This window comes from Vibrio sp. 16, assembly GCF_963681195.1.
GTDB lineage: Bacteria > Pseudomonadota > Gammaproteobacteria > Enterobacterales > Vibrionaceae > Vibrio > Vibrio sinaloensis_D.
The window spans coordinates 2558201-2574574 of record NZ_OY808997.1; the positions used below are offsets into that span (position 1 = coordinate 2558201).

Annotated in this window: 7 protein-coding genes, 4 tRNA genes and 3 rRNA genes; 8 read left to right on the top strand and 6 right to left on the bottom strand. The window is 47.4% G+C overall.

All coding sequences use genetic code 11. The features are described from left to right. Window positions 1–229: 229 nt before the first annotated feature. The 7 genes from U9J37_RS11725 to U9J37_RS11755 all read left to right on the top strand — a co-directional run bounded on the left by U9J37_RS11725 (window position 230) and on the right by U9J37_RS11755 (window position 5723). Window positions 230–1781, top strand: a 16S ribosomal RNA gene (locus U9J37_RS11725). An 88-nt stretch (window positions 1782–1869) separates the two neighbouring features. Continuing rightward, window positions 1870–1945, top strand: a tRNA-Glu gene (locus U9J37_RS11730). Window positions 1946–1947: 2 nt separating this feature from the next. After that, window positions 1948–2023, top strand: a tRNA-Lys gene (locus U9J37_RS11735). 30 nt (window positions 2024–2053) lie between these two features. After that, a tRNA-Val gene (locus tag U9J37_RS11740) sits at window positions 2054–2129 on the top strand. 308 nt (window positions 2130–2437) lie between these two features. Next, window positions 2438–5326 (top strand): 23S ribosomal RNA (locus U9J37_RS11745). Between the two features lie 84 nt (window positions 5327–5410). Then, window positions 5411–5526: ribosomal RNA gene (gene rrf / locus U9J37_RS11750) — 5S ribosomal RNA — on the top strand. Together the 16S, 23S and 5S rRNA genes with 4 tRNA genes alongside form the textbook arrangement of a ribosomal RNA operon. Before the next feature lie 106 nt (window positions 5527–5632). Then, window positions 5633–5723 (top strand) — tRNA-Ser (locus U9J37_RS11755). A 200-nt stretch (window positions 5724–5923) separates the two neighbouring features. Here U9J37_RS11755 and U9J37_RS11760 read toward each other — a convergent pair. The 6 genes from U9J37_RS11760 to glnA all read right to left on the bottom strand — a co-directional run bounded on the left by U9J37_RS11760 (window position 5924) and on the right by glnA (window position 14047). Beyond that, window positions 5924–6490 carry a substrate-binding periplasmic protein gene (locus tag U9J37_RS11760; RefSeq protein WP_322413818.1) on the bottom strand — a complete coding sequence of 189 codons (567 nt, stop codon included), beginning with the start codon at window positions 6488–6490 and terminating at the stop codon, window positions 5924–5926. A gap of 163 nt (window positions 6491–6653) precedes the next feature. Continuing rightward, on the bottom strand, window positions 6654–9185 hold the full coding sequence (locus tag U9J37_RS11765) for a phosphodiesterase GepA (protein ID WP_043886986.1): 2532 nt from the start codon (window positions 9183–9185) through the stop codon (window positions 6654–6656). Between the two features lie 156 nt (window positions 9186–9341). Then, window positions 9342–10745 carry a nitrogen regulation protein NR(I) gene (gene glnG / locus U9J37_RS11770; protein WP_005472508.1) on the bottom strand — a complete coding sequence of 468 codons (1404 nt, stop codon included), beginning with the start codon at window positions 10743–10745 and terminating at the stop codon, window positions 9342–9344. A gap of 39 nt (window positions 10746–10784) precedes the next feature. Continuing rightward, window positions 10785–11849 (bottom strand): nitrogen regulation protein NR(II), encoded by a 1065-nt coding sequence (glnL, locus tag U9J37_RS11775; protein WP_005472605.1) that lies wholly within the window; start codon window positions 11847–11849, stop codon window positions 10785–10787. A 91-nt stretch (window positions 11850–11940) separates the two neighbouring features. Then, the gene (locus U9J37_RS11780) at window positions 11941–12501 is read right to left on the bottom strand and encodes a DUF4124 domain-containing protein (RefSeq protein ID WP_005472608.1); all 561 of its coding nucleotides are present in this window, start codon (window positions 12499–12501) and stop codon (window positions 11941–11943) included. Window positions 12502–12637: 136 nt separating this feature from the next. Next, complete coding sequence (glnA, locus tag U9J37_RS11785; RefSeq protein WP_005472535.1) at window positions 12638–14047, bottom strand: glutamate--ammonia ligase; 1410 nt, start codon at window positions 14045–14047, stop codon at window positions 12638–12640. A gap of 476 nt (window positions 14048–14523) precedes the next feature. On the opposite strand from glnA, the gene typA reads away from it, so the two are divergent. Then, window positions 14524–16353 (top strand): translational GTPase TypA, encoded by a 1830-nt coding sequence (gene typA / locus U9J37_RS11790; RefSeq protein WP_005472550.1) that lies wholly within the window; start codon window positions 14524–14526, stop codon window positions 16351–16353. Window positions 16354–16374 lie beyond the last annotated feature (21 nt).

Here is a 16374-nt window from a genome sequence, read left to right on the forward strand (position 1 = left end):
TAAAATGACCGCCTCTTCCGAAGTGATATGAGTCACAAAGAAGAGAGCTCTTTAACAATATAAACCTATCAATCTGTGTGGGCACTCGTTGATGATAATCCAAATAGTTTCTTCGGAAACAATTTAGGTTTCAATGAAACGAAGTGACCACTGAATCGAAAGATTCAGCACAGTCAATTCAAACATTACTTTATGTAATGTTCAGTATTCATTGAGCCGACAAAATCTTAAATTGAAGAGTTTGATCATGGCTCAGATTGAACGCTGGCGGCAGGCCTAACACATGCAAGTCGAGCGGAAACGAGTTATCTGAACCTTCGGGGAACGATAACGGCGTCGAGCGGCGGACGGGTGAGTAATGCCTGGGAAATTGCCCTGATGTGGGGGATAACCATTGGAAACGATGGCTAATACCGCATAATAGCTTCGGCTCAAAGAGGGGGACCTTCGGGCCTCTCGCGTCAGGATATGCCCAGGTGGGATTAGCTAGTTGGTGAGGTAAGGGCTCACCAAGGCGACGATCCCTAGCTGGTCTGAGAGGATGATCAGCCACACTGGAACTGAGACACGGTCCAGACTCCTACGGGAGGCAGCAGTGGGGAATATTGCACAATGGGCGCAAGCCTGATGCAGCCATGCCGCGTGTATGAAGAAGGCCTTCGGGTTGTAAAGTACTTTCAGCAGTGAGGAAGGTGTTGTCGTTAATAGCGGCACCATTTGACGTTAGCTGCAGAAGAAGCACCGGCTAACTCCGTGCCAGCAGCCGCGGTAATACGGAGGGTGCGAGCGTTAATCGGAATTACTGGGCGTAAAGCGCATGCAGGTGGTTTGTTAAGTCAGATGTGAAAGCCCGGGGCTCAACCTCGGAATTGCATTTGAAACTGGCAGACTAGAGTACTGTAGAGGGGGGTAGAATTTCAGGTGTAGCGGTGAAATGCGTAGAGATCTGAAGGAATACCGGTGGCGAAGGCGGCCCCCTGGACAGATACTGACACTCAGATGCGAAAGCGTGGGGAGCAAACAGGATTAGATACCCTGGTAGTCCACGCCGTAAACGATGTCTACTTGGAGGTTGTGGCCTTGAGCCGTGGCTTTCGGAGCTAACGCGTTAAGTAGACCGCCTGGGGAGTACGGTCGCAAGATTAAAACTCAAATGAATTGACGGGGGCCCGCACAAGCGGTGGAGCATGTGGTTTAATTCGATGCAACGCGAAGAACCTTACCTACTCTTGACATCCTCAGAAGCTTGTAGAGATACGAGTGTGCCTTCGGGAACTGAGAGACAGGTGCTGCATGGCTGTCGTCAGCTCGTGTTGTGAAATGTTGGGTTAAGTCCCGCAACGAGCGCAACCCTTATCCTTGTTTGCCAGCACTTCGGGTGGGAACTCCAGGGAGACTGCCGGTGATAAACCGGAGGAAGGTGGGGACGACGTCAAGTCATCATGGCCCTTACGAGTAGGGCTACACACGTGCTACAATGGCGCATACAGAGGGCGGCCAACTTGCGAGAGTGAGCGAATCCCAAAAAGTGCGTCGTAGTCCGGATTGGAGTCTGCAACTCGACTCCATGAAGTCGGAATCGCTAGTAATCGTGGATCAGAATGCCACGGTGAATACGTTCCCGGGCCTTGTACACACCGCCCGTCACACCATGGGAGTGGGCTGCAAAAGAAGTGGGTAGTTTAACCTTCGGGGGGACGCTCACCACTTTGTGGTTCATGACTGGGGTGAAGTCGTAACAAGGTAGCGCTAGGGGAACCTGGCGCTGGATCACCTCCTTATACGATGATTATTGCGATGAGTGTTCACACAGATTGATGGTTTATAAAGTTTAAGAGATAGAAGATATCCCAATATCTTCAACTTAGTGTCCCGTTCGTCTAGAGGCCTAGGACACCGCCCTTTCACGGCGGTAACAGGGGTTCGACTCCCCTACGGGATACCATTGGGTCGTTAGCTCAGTTGGTAGAGCAGTTGACTTTTAATCAATTGGTCGCAGGTTCGAATCCTGCACGACCCACCATTCTTCTCCACGAAGAATCAAAACTTATGTGGGCGATTAGCTCAGTTGGGAGAGCACCTGCCTTACAAGCAGGGGGTCACTGGTTCGAGCCCGGTATCGCCCACCATTCTCTAAATGTTTTTGGATTAGGATTTCCAAACCACTTCAGTAAAACGTGTGTGGTTGGAGTTTTCGACCGTCTAAGAATATTTAGAAAATGTATTTCTTCGGAAAGCATAGCTCTTTAACAATTTGGAAAGCTGACAAATCAACAAATTATTGTTGATTGTAAAGTTCTCAATGTTTGTCTTTATGACAAACACCAAACAACACATTCAAGTGTTCTTGGAATTTGAGTCCGGCAAAATCGTGTCTGCACATGTATAAAAATGCAGACAACTTTGGTTACGTAACAAAGACCCTTTGGGGTTGTATGGTTAAGTGACTAAGCGTACACGGTGGATGCCTTGGCAGTCAGAGGCGATGAAGGACGTATTAACTTGCGATAAGCCCAGATTAGGTAGTAAAAACCATTTGAGTCTGGGATTTCCGAATGGGGAAACCCAACTGCATAAGCAGTTACTGTTAACTGAATACATAGGTTAACAGGGCGAACCGGGGGAACTGAAACATCTAAGTACCCCGAGGAAAAGAAATCAACCGAGATTCCGAAAGTAGCGGCGAGCGAAATTGGACTAGCCCTTAAGCTTTACACACGTTAGACGAACGGTCTGGAAAGTCCGACGATACAGGGTGATAGTCCCGTAGTTGACGATGTGTGTTCAGTGAAATCGAGTAGGGCGGGACACGTGATATCCTGTCTGAATATGGGGGGACCATCCTCCAAGGCTAAATACTACTGACTGACCGATAGTGAACCAGTACCGTGAGGGAAAGGCGAAAAGAACCCCTGTGAGGGGAGTGAAATAGAACCTGAAACCGTGTACGTACAAGCAGTAGGAGCACCTTCGTGGTGTGACTGCGTACCTTTTGTATAATGGGTCAGCGACTTATATTCAGTAGCAAGGTTAACCATCTAGGGGAGCCGTAGAGAAATCGAGTCTTAACTGGGCGTCGAGTTGCTGGATATAGACCCGAAACCAGGTGATCTAGCCATGGGCAGGTTGAAGGTTGAGTAACATCAACTGGAGGACCGAACCGACTAATGTTGAAAAATTAGCGGATGACTTGTGGCTAGGGGTGAAAGGCCAATCAAACCTGGAGATAGCTGGTTCTCCCCGAAATCTATTTAGGTAGAGCCTCGGATGAATACTACTGGGGGTAGAGCACTGTTAAGGCTAGGGGGTCATCCCGACTTACCAACCCTTTGCAAACTCCGAATACCAGTAAGTACTATCCGGGAGACACACGGCGGGTGCTAACGTCCGTCGTGGAGAGGGAAACAACCCAGACCGCCAGCTAAGGTCCCAAATTATAGCTAAGTGGGAAACGATGTGGGAAGGCTTAGACAGCTAGGATGTTGGCTTAGAAGCAGCCATCATTTAAAGAAAGCGTAATAGCTCACTAGTCGAGTCGGCCTGCGCGGAAGATGTAACGGGGCTAAGCTATAAACCGAAGCTGCGGCAATGACTTTTAGTCATTGGGTAGGGGAGCGTTCTGTAAGCCGTTGAAGGTGTGTTGTAAAGCATGCTGGAGGTATCAGAAGTGCGAATGCTGACATGAGTAACGATAAAGGGGGTGAAAAACCTCCTCGCCGGAAGACCAAGGGTTCCTGTCCAACGTTAATCGGGGCAGGGTAAGTCGACCCCTAAGGCGAGGCCGAAAGGCGTAGTCGATGGGAAACGGGTTAATATTCCCGTACTTCTTACAATTGCGATGGGGGGACGGAGAAGGCTAGGTGGGCCTGGCGACGGTTGTCCAGGTTCAAGTGCGTAGGCTTGAGAGTTAGGTAAATCCGGCTCTCTTTAAGGCTGAGACACGACGTCGAGCACCTACGGGTGTGAAGTCATTGATGCCATGCTTCCAGGAAAAGCCTCTAAGCTTCAGATTGTAAGGAATCGTACCCCAAACCGACACAGGTGGTCGGGTAGAGAATACCAAGGCGCTTGAGAGAACTCGGGTGAAGGAACTAGGCAAAATGGTACCGTAACTTCGGGAGAAGGTACGCTCTTGACGGTGAAGTCCCTTGCGGATGGAGCTATTGAGAGTCGCAGATACCAGGTGGCTGCAACTGTTTATTAAAAACACAGCACTGTGCAAAATCGTAAGATGACGTATACGGTGTGACGCCTGCCCGGTGCCGGAAGGTTAATTGATGGGGTTAGACTTCGGTCGAAGCTCTTGATCGAAGCCCCGGTAAACGGCGGCCGTAACTATAACGGTCCTAAGGTAGCGAAATTCCTTGTCGGGTAAGTTCCGACCTGCACGAATGGCGTAATGATGGCCACGCTGTCTCCACCCGAGACTCAGTGAAATTGAAATCGCTGTGAAGATGCAGTGTACCCGCGGCTAGACGGAAAGACCCCGTGAACCTTTACTACAGCTTGGCACTGAACATTGACCCTACATGTGTAGGATAGGTGGGAGGCTTTGAAGACGGTACGCCAGTATCGTTGGAGCCGTCCTTGAAATACCACCCTTGTAGTGTTGATGTTCTAACTTGGTCCCCTAATCGGGGATGAGGACAGTGCCTGGTGGGTAGTTTGACTGGGGCGGTCTCCTCCCAAAGAGTAACGGAGGAGCACGAAGGTGGGCTAATCACGGTTGGACATCGTGAGGTTAGTGCAATGGCATAAGCCCGCTTGACTGCGAGAATGACAATTCGAGCAGGTGCGAAAGCAGGTCATAGTGATCCGGTGGTTCTGAATGGAAGGGCCATCGCTCAACGGATAAAAGGTACTCCGGGGATAACAGGCTGATACCGCCCAAGAGTTCATATCGACGGCGGTGTTTGGCACCTCGATGTCGGCTCATCACATCCTGGGGCTGAAGTCGGTCCCAAGGGTATGGCTGTTCGCCATTTAAAGTGGTACGCGAGCTGGGTTTAGAACGTCGTGAGACAGTTCGGTCCCTATCTGCCGTGGGCGTTGGAAGATTGAAGGGGGCTGCTCCTAGTACGAGAGGACCGGAGTGGACGAACCTCTGGTGTTCGGGTTGTGTCGCCAGACGCATTGCCCGGTAGCTAAGTTCGGAATCGATAACCGCTGAAAGCATCTAAGCGGGAAGCGAGCCCTGAGATGAGTCTTCCCTGACTCCTTGAGAGTCCTAAAGGGTTGTTCGAGACTAGAACGTTGATAGGCAGGGTGTGTAAGTGCTGTGAGGCATTGAGCTAACCTGTACTAATTGCCCGTGAGGCTTAACCATACAACACCCAAAGGGTTTTGATGGACTCAAACTAGAACATTGAATGTGTAAGAACGCAAACAGCTTTCCAGATTAAAGAATTTGCTTGGCGACCATAGCGATTTGGACCCACCTGATTCCATGCCGAACTCAGAAGTGAAACGAATTAGCGCCGATGGTAGTGTGGGGCTTCCCCATGTGAGAGTAGGACATCGCCAGGCTTCCAATTTATTTTCACTTTTTTAAAAAGTGAAGACAAAAAGGTATCGTTACCCGTAATACGTGTAACAACATCATCAGTGTACTAATCTGACGATGACAATTTGTGGAGAGATGGCTGAGTGGTTGAAAGCACCGGTCTTGAAAACCGGCATACGTTAATAGCGTATCTAGGGTTCAAATCCCTATCTCTCCGCCACATTGAAAAGCCTCGCTAGAAATAGCGAGGCTTTTTTCATTTCATCTCTGTATAAATTGCGTTTCTGTCATCAGTGAGTGCTTAGTAGTATTGCTTGTAGATGGCGTCTGTTTCTCCACTCTCTTTCATTTCCCTTAATATCTTTTCAATCTGGAATACTTTGGAATCTGTACTGAGCGTTACGGGAAAGTTAGTGGGACTCAACTCTTGGCTAGGATCAAAATGGGGATTTGGGGCTTCCGAATAGTGCTCAGATAGTAGAGCAGTGAAGCGCGGTTATAGATATAAAAGTCGCCTCGTTTTTTCCTCAATAGATAGACTGCTTTGTCGATAGTCATTTCCGGGACAGCATAGATGCGAATGTTCTCGAGATCTCGGACAAAGTCTGGAGAGCCAAGAGATTGCAGGATTGTTGCGCCTTCTAACTCTTCCAAATGATTTATATCAGCAAAGTCAGAGCGTGATATGCCTATTTCCCCTCCGGGAAATCCGTTTTCAATGTAGTAGGTGTACAGGGCTCTGTACTCGTTGTAGTTAAAGCCTGGATAGAAGTCTATTTCACCATCTTCGAGCTGTTTCAGGATACGTTTCTTGGGTCCACGAATAATTTTCAATTCACAACCTAGATGATCCGCCATGGCTTGATAGAAGTGTTGATAAAGACCACTGTTGTCAGGGGAAGCGGAAATCAGTGGGAGCCTTTCATTCGTGCGATAACCCATTTTTAAGATGCAGGTGTCGGCAGACCATGAACTGCTAGCGTACATGAGTAATGACCACCATATCCAAGCCTTCCATTGCATGCTGTACTCCTTCAAAATTATGTTGAGGGAACACATACAGTTTAGCCAACGTTGAGGGATATGGATCGTAAGAGGTGGATTGCAACTGTAGCTCTAATTTGAAAACTGGGAGGGGGGATTGGTACCATTAACCCAAGTTAGACGGCCACTCCTGGAAAGGAACGGGGCGGCTATAAAGGAATCCTTGTGCTTGATGGCAGTTCAACTGAGCAAGCATCTTAGCCTGTTCTGTTGTCTCGACCCCTTCTGCGACAATGTCGACTTTCATTCCGCGCGTCATGTTGATGACAGCGGCAACAATTGAAGTATCGAGATCGTTGGGAGTTAACTTGTTGATGAAAGTTCTGTCTATTTTGAGGCAATCAAAGGGTAGTTTATGCAAGTAGGCAAGTGAACTGTAGCCTGTACCGAAGTCATCTATCGCGATTTGCACACCTAGCTCTCTAATTGCCTGCATGTTTTGAATCGTCACTGGATCGTTATCGACGATGCGAGACTCGGTGATTTCTAAGGTTAAGTTGCTCGGATTTAAATCTGAGATAGTCAGCACTTTTTGCAATGTCTCGATGAAGTCCGGTTGTGACAGTTGGTTCACCGAAAGGTTAACGTGTAGGTGGAACTCCGTATCCCACTTGCCTTCTCTTATGCCTTTTACGGCATCGTTACACGCCTGCATGAGAATTTGCTCACCTATTTGACCGATTAACCCGCTTTCTTCCGCGATTGGAATGAAGTCGAGTGGGGAAACGAGGCCTGAGCTCGGAGACTGCCAGCGAGCGAGTGCTTCTGCGCCTAATACTTTGCCACTGCGGATATCAACAATTGGCTGGTAGAAAGGAATAAACTCTTTGTTCTCAATAGCTTCTCTAATTTTTGATAGCATCAGAGTTCGTTTACGTGACACATCGGCCATCTCTGGGCTGTAGTAACTGATTCGAGTGAGCTCTTGTTTCGCATTGCTCAGAGCAATACTGCCGTTTCTTAGCCATAGAGTCATATTTTGGTCTGGACCTTGAGTAACGATCCCTACAGAGATGCTGACCAAAATACTCTCGTACTCCATAACAAATGGAGAAGCAAAAGCCTGCAATACTCGATTTGCCGTTAAGCTATTTTGTTCTTTGTCTTGAGGACCAGGGATGTAGATCGCGAACTCATCACCGCCAATTCGAGATAAATAGCACTCATTGGAGAATACAGACCTCAAACGCTCAGAGATGATGACGAGAAGTTGATCCCCTTTGTAGTGGCCTAAGCTGTCATTGATGTCTCTAAACTTATTTATCCCAATAAGCATGAGTGTGCCATCGAGCTTATCAAGGGTGTCACAGGTATCGATCAAACCTTCACGACTGTAGAGTTTTGTCAGTGAATCGTAGAGCAATTGCGTGCGTAGGGCCCGAAAAGAGGCTTTGAGGTTGTTGGCCATTTCATTGAAAGCAAACACCAACATACTGGTTTCGTAGATGCTTCCAGGTTTTGGCATGTGACTATCCCAGTCCCCCTTCGCTAGATGTTTGGCTGCATCAGCGGTAGAGGTAATGGGTGCGACGATGCGATTGAAGGCGATTAAGCCAATGAAGATACCAATTAAGCTGGCCACAATCCCCAAAATCCAACTGTGTCTTTGGCTCTCGGGAAGTTTACCGAGCAGGTCTGACTCAGAGATCGCCATGCCTATTTGCCAGTTCAGACCGTACTGATCAACATAAGGGGTGAGATGATTGAAGTAACGTTCACCATTAATATCGACAGTAAAGTGCTGGGTTTCTTGTTTCTCATACAGGCCCAATGACTCAGCATACTCTGCGCTTGAATTGACGACAGGGTTCGCACTCTCTACTGCTAATAAACGGTCACCTTTTTTACTATAGGGGGTACCCCAAGAGACAACACTGCCACCTGTGGAGTGAGCGACCAAGCGCTTCTTATCATCGACAATAAAAACGACGGCATTGGTGTTTTGTTGAAGTCGATTTAAGAAAGTATTGAAGGTATCAATTTTTACGTCTGTGACGACGACTCCTTGAAACTCATCGCCATGAAATACAGGAGTGAGCGCGGAGAGCGTAATTTCTTGACGCTCATCAGCGTTGGCATAAATCGACGACCACATGGGCACTTGGCGATCCGCTACAGGAGCGTACCAAGGGCGCACTCTAGGGTCATAGCCATGAATGACCGAACGTACATCTTCACTGATTACCTGACCGCGATATATCACCAGCTTTTGCTCTGTACGGTCATCTTGAATCATTAGGGTGTAGCCTTTGTTCGCCTCCTTGCGAAAGCCAGTATATTCGGCATTCTCGCCGCCGAACCCAATCACATCGAGGTGAGGGATGGATTGATACAGATCTCTAAAGCTTGAAAGAAGAAATTGTTCAATCTGGGTCGTATTTCCGGGGGTGTAGAGTTGGTTGTAGCCAATACTATGACTGAGGGCGAGGCTCGCTTCGAAAGGTTTGGTTAAGAACTTATTGAGCTCCAGTGTCACATTGTCAGTTAACGAAGAGAGCTGCTTATCACTGATGTCAACCACCATCTCTTCATAGCTCTTTTTCTGAACAGCGATAATCACCCCAATTGTAATAATAAAAATCATTACGAATGGGAGGACAACGGCAGTTCGGAGCGTAATCTGTGTGGTCGTTGACATACTATTAATTCTATTAATGCAATATACTGGATTCTATATTCTTTAAATACAACGAGCGAGCCATTTTTGGTGAAAAAGAGACCACTGTGTTTTTAGAAGCGAGAACTTACGAGCGTTTTTTACGCCTCTTTTTTGCATTACTGAGTATATCTTTCTTTAGTAAAGCTCTTTGAGTTTCCTAGTGAGTGTGTTGCGTCCCCACCCCAAAACTTTTGCGGCATCTTGCTTATGACCATTCGTATGTTCGAGTGCTACTTCCAAAAGTATACGTTCAAATTCAGGAAGTGCGTAAGAAAGTAACTCGGTATCTCCTTGGGTGAGCGACTTTTTTGCCCACGTCGCGAGCTGTTTTTGCCAAGTCGTGTCGCTATCAAAACCTAAATGAGGCTTCTCTTCAATCAATTCTGCAGGTAAGTCATTTGGTAAGACTTCACTGCCACTTGCCATAACGGTTAGCCAACGGCAGATGTTTTCTAGCTGGCGTACGTTGCCTGGCCACTCGAGGTTATTGAGGCGCTCCACCGTTGAAGGATGAAGTGTTTTTACATCGACGCCCAATTCTTCCGCGGCAAGAGCCAGAAAGTGTAAAGTGAGTTTTTCGATGTCTTGTCTGCGCTCTCGTAGGGCTGGGATTTGAATTCGAATGACGTTCAAACGGTGAAAAAGGTCTTCACGAAAATCCCCTTGATGAACCAGTTTTTCCAAGTTTTGGTGAGTCGCTGCCACAATTCTCACGTCGACTTTGATGGGAGAGTGCCCCCCCACTCGATAAAACTGACCATCAGCGAGTACACGCAGCAGTCGGGTTTGAATATCGAGTGGCATATCGCCAATTTCATCGAGAAACAGTGTTCCGCCATTGGCTTGTTCAAATCGCCCTTGTCGTACCGTGTTAGCGCCAGTAAAAGCCCCTTTTTCGTGACCAAAAAGCTCGGATTCGATGAGATCTTTGGGAATGGCTGCCATATTCAGCGCAATAAATGGTTTAGCCGCTCTTGGACTATGTCTATGTAGTGCATGGGCGACCAGCTCCTTACCTGTGCCTGATTCACCATTGATTAAAACAGAAATTGAAGAGCGAGAGAGGCGTCCAATCGCGCGAAATACCTCCTGCATGGCCGGTGCTTCACCTATGATTTCTGGCGCACTGTAATCGCCAGTGTCGGCATTGGCTTGTTCTCGGCGTTGTTCGTGGCTGTGTGTAATCGCTCGTTCAACCAGGGTCAGTGTTTCATCAACATCGAATGGCTTTGGTAGATATTCAAATGCCCCTTTTTGGTAGGCATTCACAGCTGCATCCAAATCAGAGTGAGCTGTCATAATGATGACCGGTAAATCGGGTGATCGCTCATGCACTTGGCGTAATAACTCTATACCATCGATGCCAGGCATACGGATATCCGATACCAAAACATCGGGGCTTTCACGCTCTAATGCGAGCAGAACGCTTTCGGCATCGGAAAAAGTGTCGCATTTAATGCCTGCTGAAGAGAGGGTTTTCTCCATTACCCAACGGATGGAACTGTCATCGTCGACCACCCAAACGTATCCTTTACTCATATTCTGGTATCCTCACAGCAATGCAAATGGTGTTTAATATTAAATTGGCAGGTAAATTGTAAAAATGGTTCTGCCTGGCCAGCTTTCGACATCAATCTTGCCTTGATGCTGATCGATCAGGTTTTGAGAAATCGATAGCCCTAAGCCTGTCCCGCCTTCTCTACCGCTGACCATCGGGTAGAAAAGGGTGTCTTGTAAATCGGCTGGAATGCCGGGGCCGTTATCCATGATCTCGATTCGAGCGGCGAGCTTGCAGCGCTGACCATGGATGTTGGCTTGATGCACTGTTCTGGTGCGTATGACGATCTTACCGTTTTCTTGGCCTTGTAGGATTTGCCCCGCGTTGCTAACGATATTGAGTAGTGCTTGCTCTATTTGATCGGCATCCATTAAGAACTCCGGTAGGCTCGGGTCGTAGTCGCGTTCGATGACGATCGATTGACCAATCTCAAGCTCGACCAGTTGGCGAACTTTCTCCAAGATTAAATGCAGATTTTCGTGCTGCTTTTTCCCTGGCTTTTGTGGCCCCAGTAGTCGGTCGACCAAATTTCTAAGGCGATCGGCTTGCTCAATGATGATTTGAGTGTATTCGGTTAATGATTGATCGGGTAGCATACGCTCCAGCAGCTGAGCCGCCCCTCTCAGACCACCAAGCGGATTTTTGATTTCATGGGCTAAGCCTCTGACCAGTAGTTTGGCCGCTTGTTGCTGCGCATGTTGGTTGAGCTCTTGAGATAGACGTCGTTGTTGACCGATTTTGCGCATTTCCACTAGCAACATCAGTTCTCTATGCCAGGAAATTGGGCTCACCGTGACCTCAAGCATTAAGGGTTTGCCATCGACCACAAAAGTGACGTCGCTATCGGTGATACTTTGTCCGCTTTGCAGTGGCTGAGAAAGCAACGCGAGGTCCATCGAGGCGTGTTGGATGAGCTTAGACAAAGGTTGTTCAACAATGCGTTTTGCACTTTGTGAAAACAATTGCTCCGCTGAAGGATTGGCATATTTGACTTGCAGTGTTTCATTCATCACTAAAATCGCGGTGACTTGGTGATTTAAAACAATCGTATCGAGCTCGCTACTCACAAAAAACCTCTCATCCATGAACTTAAAATGTGCATTGCACCATTATGGTGCGACGATTCTTTCAAGTATGGCGCATGATTAGGCGTAGCAGAAGAAAAAAGTCACCAATTTACTGAGCTTTGACTGGAGAGACTGCTTTTTGCTGGCTACTGCGTAGTAGATGCACCGTTATAGGACTTGATGATGCAATAAGCTTGCCGTCTCTATAGGCTTGAATGGCAAAGGTATGAGTTCCACGATCGATGTTTCTTAGTTCCCATAGAGGGCGAGTCGTAGGAGCGTGATAATGGGCACCATCCATCTGGAGTTGGAGGGTCTCATCAACAGAGAGTTTACGATTAAGTTCGGCTCGTATGGTTATCATACCGGCATTGCTACGTAAGGCCTGATCGTGCTCAGGGGAGGTTATCGTGATTTCAAGAGGGGACAAGGCTGTTGGTTGGTTATCTTTTTTGTCTGACTTAGGGTCAACTTTTGTTTCAGCTTCAAAAGCAGGGGGTGGGGACGGCTGATGATAGTCTGGCATTTGGATTGCTTTGACGTTCTTACCACTCGGAGTGTCACTGAAATGAATCACGCCATTGTTGTCTGTCCACGTATAGACAGTTTGAGCGAAAGCTAAGCTGGATATGGTGAGCAGTATGCTTAGAAGAGTGATCACTTTGTGCATCTTGTTCTCCGGATGGATTATCGTGGACAGCATGATACTAAAGGGTCTCGGTCAGGTGACAAATATGAAAAAGGCCCGCCTGCGAGGCGAGCCTTGAATTTGTGCAACAAAGCGTTTTGTTGCTTACGTAATCTGATTAAACAGAGTAGTAAAGTTCGAACTCTAGTGGGTGAGTTGTCATGTTCACTTTCTCTACATCTTGAGACTTAAGGTCGATGTAAGAGTCGATGAAGTCGTCAGAGAATACACCACCAGCGGTTAGGAACTCACGGTCAGCGTCTAGACACTCTAGCGCTTCTTTTAGTGAGTAAGCCACTGTTGGGATTTCTGCTGCTTCTTCTGCAGGTAGGTCGTAAAGGTCTTTATCCATCGCTTCGCCTGGGTGGATCTTGTTCTTAATACCGTCAAGACCAGCCATTAACATTGCTGCGAAACATAGGTATGGGTTCGCTGATGGGTCACCGAAACGTAGCTCGATACGACGTGCTTTAGGGCTTGGTACCACAGGGATACGGATAGAAGCAGAGCGGTTACGTGCAGAGTATGCAAGCATAACAGGCGCTTCGAAACCAGGTACAAGACGCTTGTACGAGTTCGTTGATGCGTTAGCAAATGCGTTGATTGCTTTAGCGTGCTTGATAACACCACCGATGTAGTAAAGTGCCATTTCAGATAGGCCGCCGTACTTGTCACCCGCGAATAGGTTAACACCGTCTTTCGCTAGAGATTGGTGAACGTGCATGCCGCTACCGTTGTCGCCAACGAGTGGCTTAGGCATAAATGTCGCTGTTTTGCCGAACGCGTGAGCAACGTTATGAACAACGTACTTGTAAACCTGAATTTCATCAGCTTTAGCTGTTAGCGTGTTGAAGCGAGTAGCGATTTCGTTCTGACCCGCAGTTGCAACTTCGTGGTGGTGCGCTTCTACAACTTGGCCCATCTCTTCAAGGATTAGACACATTGCAGAGCGGATGTCTTGAGAAGAATCCACTGGAGCTACTGGGAAGTAACCACCTTTAACGCCTGGGCGGTGACCTTTGTTACCACCTTCGTAGTCAGAACCTGTGTTCCAAGCTGCTTCTACGTCGTCAATTTTGAAGAAAGAACCTGACATGTCAGTTGCGAACTTAACATCGTCAAATAGGAAGAACTCTGGCTCTGGACCAACAAGAACAGTATCAGCGATGCCAGTTGCACGTAGGTAGTCTTCAGCACGTTTAGCAATAGAACGTGGGTCACGATCGTAGCCTTGCATTGTTGCAGGCTCAAGAATGTCACAACGGATGTTTAGTGTTGCGTCTTCTGTGAATGGGTCAAGAACAGCAGATGCTGCGTCTGGCATCATTACCATGTCAGATTCGTTGATACCCTTCCAGCCAGCAACTGAAGAACCATCGAACATCTTACCTTCTTCAAAGAAGTCTGCGTCCACTTGGTGAGCAGGGATAGATACGTGCTGCTCTTTACCTTTTGTATCTGTAAAACGTAGGTCAACAAACTTAACTTCGTTTTCTTGGATCAGCGATAGAACGTTTTCTACTGACATCTTGGATAACCTCCAGTGTTATTAAAGCGGTTTAGCTCGATTGGTTTCATAATCCAGCATTGATTAACTTCGTTTCAATCGTATTAATCGATGCTGAATTTAATAAAGCCAAAACCGTGCCAAAAAAATTAATCCATTAATTTCAATAAATTAGCGGGCTTGATTAACCTTGGTGCAGAAAAGTTGCACCAAAATGATCTTGTTTTGCACTAAATTGGTGCATTTGTATCTGTGTTGCACCAAGAGTAAACAAAATCGTACTCCATTCAGCCTAGTTTTACCCCTTATGTCAATGAGGTTTTCGCTTATCGGACAAGGAACTTGGGTGTGGTCATCAAATATCTGCTGAAAAGAAGCGGAACAGATCACATATTTCTGGGTTTTTCGCTAAAATCTGGTACATTATGGCCGTTTTTTTAATCAAATAAGTTCGCGGAGATTCTCGGCGAGCTTCTTATATCGAGTGAATCAAATCCATGGCTACTCCACAGATTGATAAATTAAGAAATATCGCGATCATCGCGCACGTTGACCACGGTAAAACTACACTGGTTGATAAACTACTACAGCAATCAGGTACTTTAGAGTCTCGCGGCGAAGCAGAAGAGCGCGTCATGGACTCGAATGACATCGAAAAAGAGCGTGGCATTACCATTCTTGCTAAAAACACAGCAATCAACTGGAATGACTACCGTATCAACATCGTAGATACTCCGGGACACGCGGACTTCGGTGGTGAAGTAGAACGTATCATGTCGATGGTAGATTCAGTACTACTTATCGTTGACGCAGTAGATGGCCCAATGCCACAAACGCGTTTCGTAACACAGAAAGCTTTTGCTCACGGTCTTAAGCCTATCGTTGTTATCAACAAGATTGACCGCCCAGGCGCGCGTCCTGATTGGGTTATGGATCAAGTCTTCGACCTATTCGATAACCTAGGTGCAACTGACGACCAGCTAGACTTTAAAGTGGTTTATGCTTCTGCACTAAACGGTTGGGCTTCTCTAGAAGAAGGCGAAACTGGCGAGAACATGGAACCTCTATTCCAAACTATCGTTGACGTTGTTGATGCGCCAAATGTTGACCTTGAAGGTCCACTGCAGATGCAAGTTTCTCAGCTAGACTACAGCTCTTACGTTGGTGTTATCGGTGTTGCGCGTGTAACTCGTGGCTCTGTTAAGCCAAACCAACAGGTAACAGTTATCGGTGCAGACGGTAAGACTCGCAACGGTAAAGTAGGCACAGTAATGGGCTACCTTGGCCTAGAGCGTCATGAAGTAGAGCAAGCAAACGCGGGTGATATCATCGCAATCACTGGCCTTGGTGAGCTGAAAATCTCTGACACTATCTGTGCACAAAACGCAGTAGAAGCGCTTCCTGCACTGTCTGTAGATGAACCAACAGTAACCATGACGTTCCAAGTAAACACGTCTCCATTCGCGGGTAAAGAAGGTAAGTTCGTGACTTCACGTAACATCCTTGAGCGCCTTGAGAAAGAATTGGTACACAACGTTGCACTACGTGTAGAGCAAACTGACGATCCAGACAAATTCCGCGTATCAGGCCGTGGTGAACTTCACCTATCTATCCTGATCGAAAACATGCGTCGTGAAGGCTTCGAGCTAGCAGTATCTCGTCCAGAAGTTATCATCAAAGAAGAAGATGGCCAGCTAATGGAACCGTTTGAAACGGTAACTATCGACGTGATGGAAGAGCACCAAGGTGGCATCATGGAGAACATCGGCCTACGTAAAGGTGAGCTGACTGACATGTCTCCAGATGGTAAAGGCCGTGTGCGTATGGACTTCATCATGCCATCTCGTGGTCTGATTGGTTTCCAAACTGAATTCATGACGCTAACGTCAGGTTCTGGTCTTCTTTACCATACATTTGATCACTACGGTCCACACAAAGGCGGCGAGATCGGCCAGCGTATCAACGGTGTACTTATCTCCAACGGTATGGGTAAGGCGCTTACAAACGCACTATTCAACCTACAAGAGCGTGGCCGTATGTTCATTGGTCACGGTGTTGAAGTATACGAAGGCATGGTTGTTGGTATCCACAGCCGTGACAACGACCTAACCGTAAACGTACTGAAAGGTAAGCAGCTAACCAACGTTCGTGCATCAGGTACGGATGACGCACAGGTTCTTACTCCGCCAATCGTGATGACGCTTGAGCAAGCTCTAGAGTTCATCGATGACGACGAACTAGTAGAAGTGACGCCGGAAAGCATTCGTATCCGTAAGAAGTTCCTAACAGAGTCGGATCGTAAGCGTGCGTCTCGCGCTGCAAAATAATCTGCGCTAACAGATTAGAAT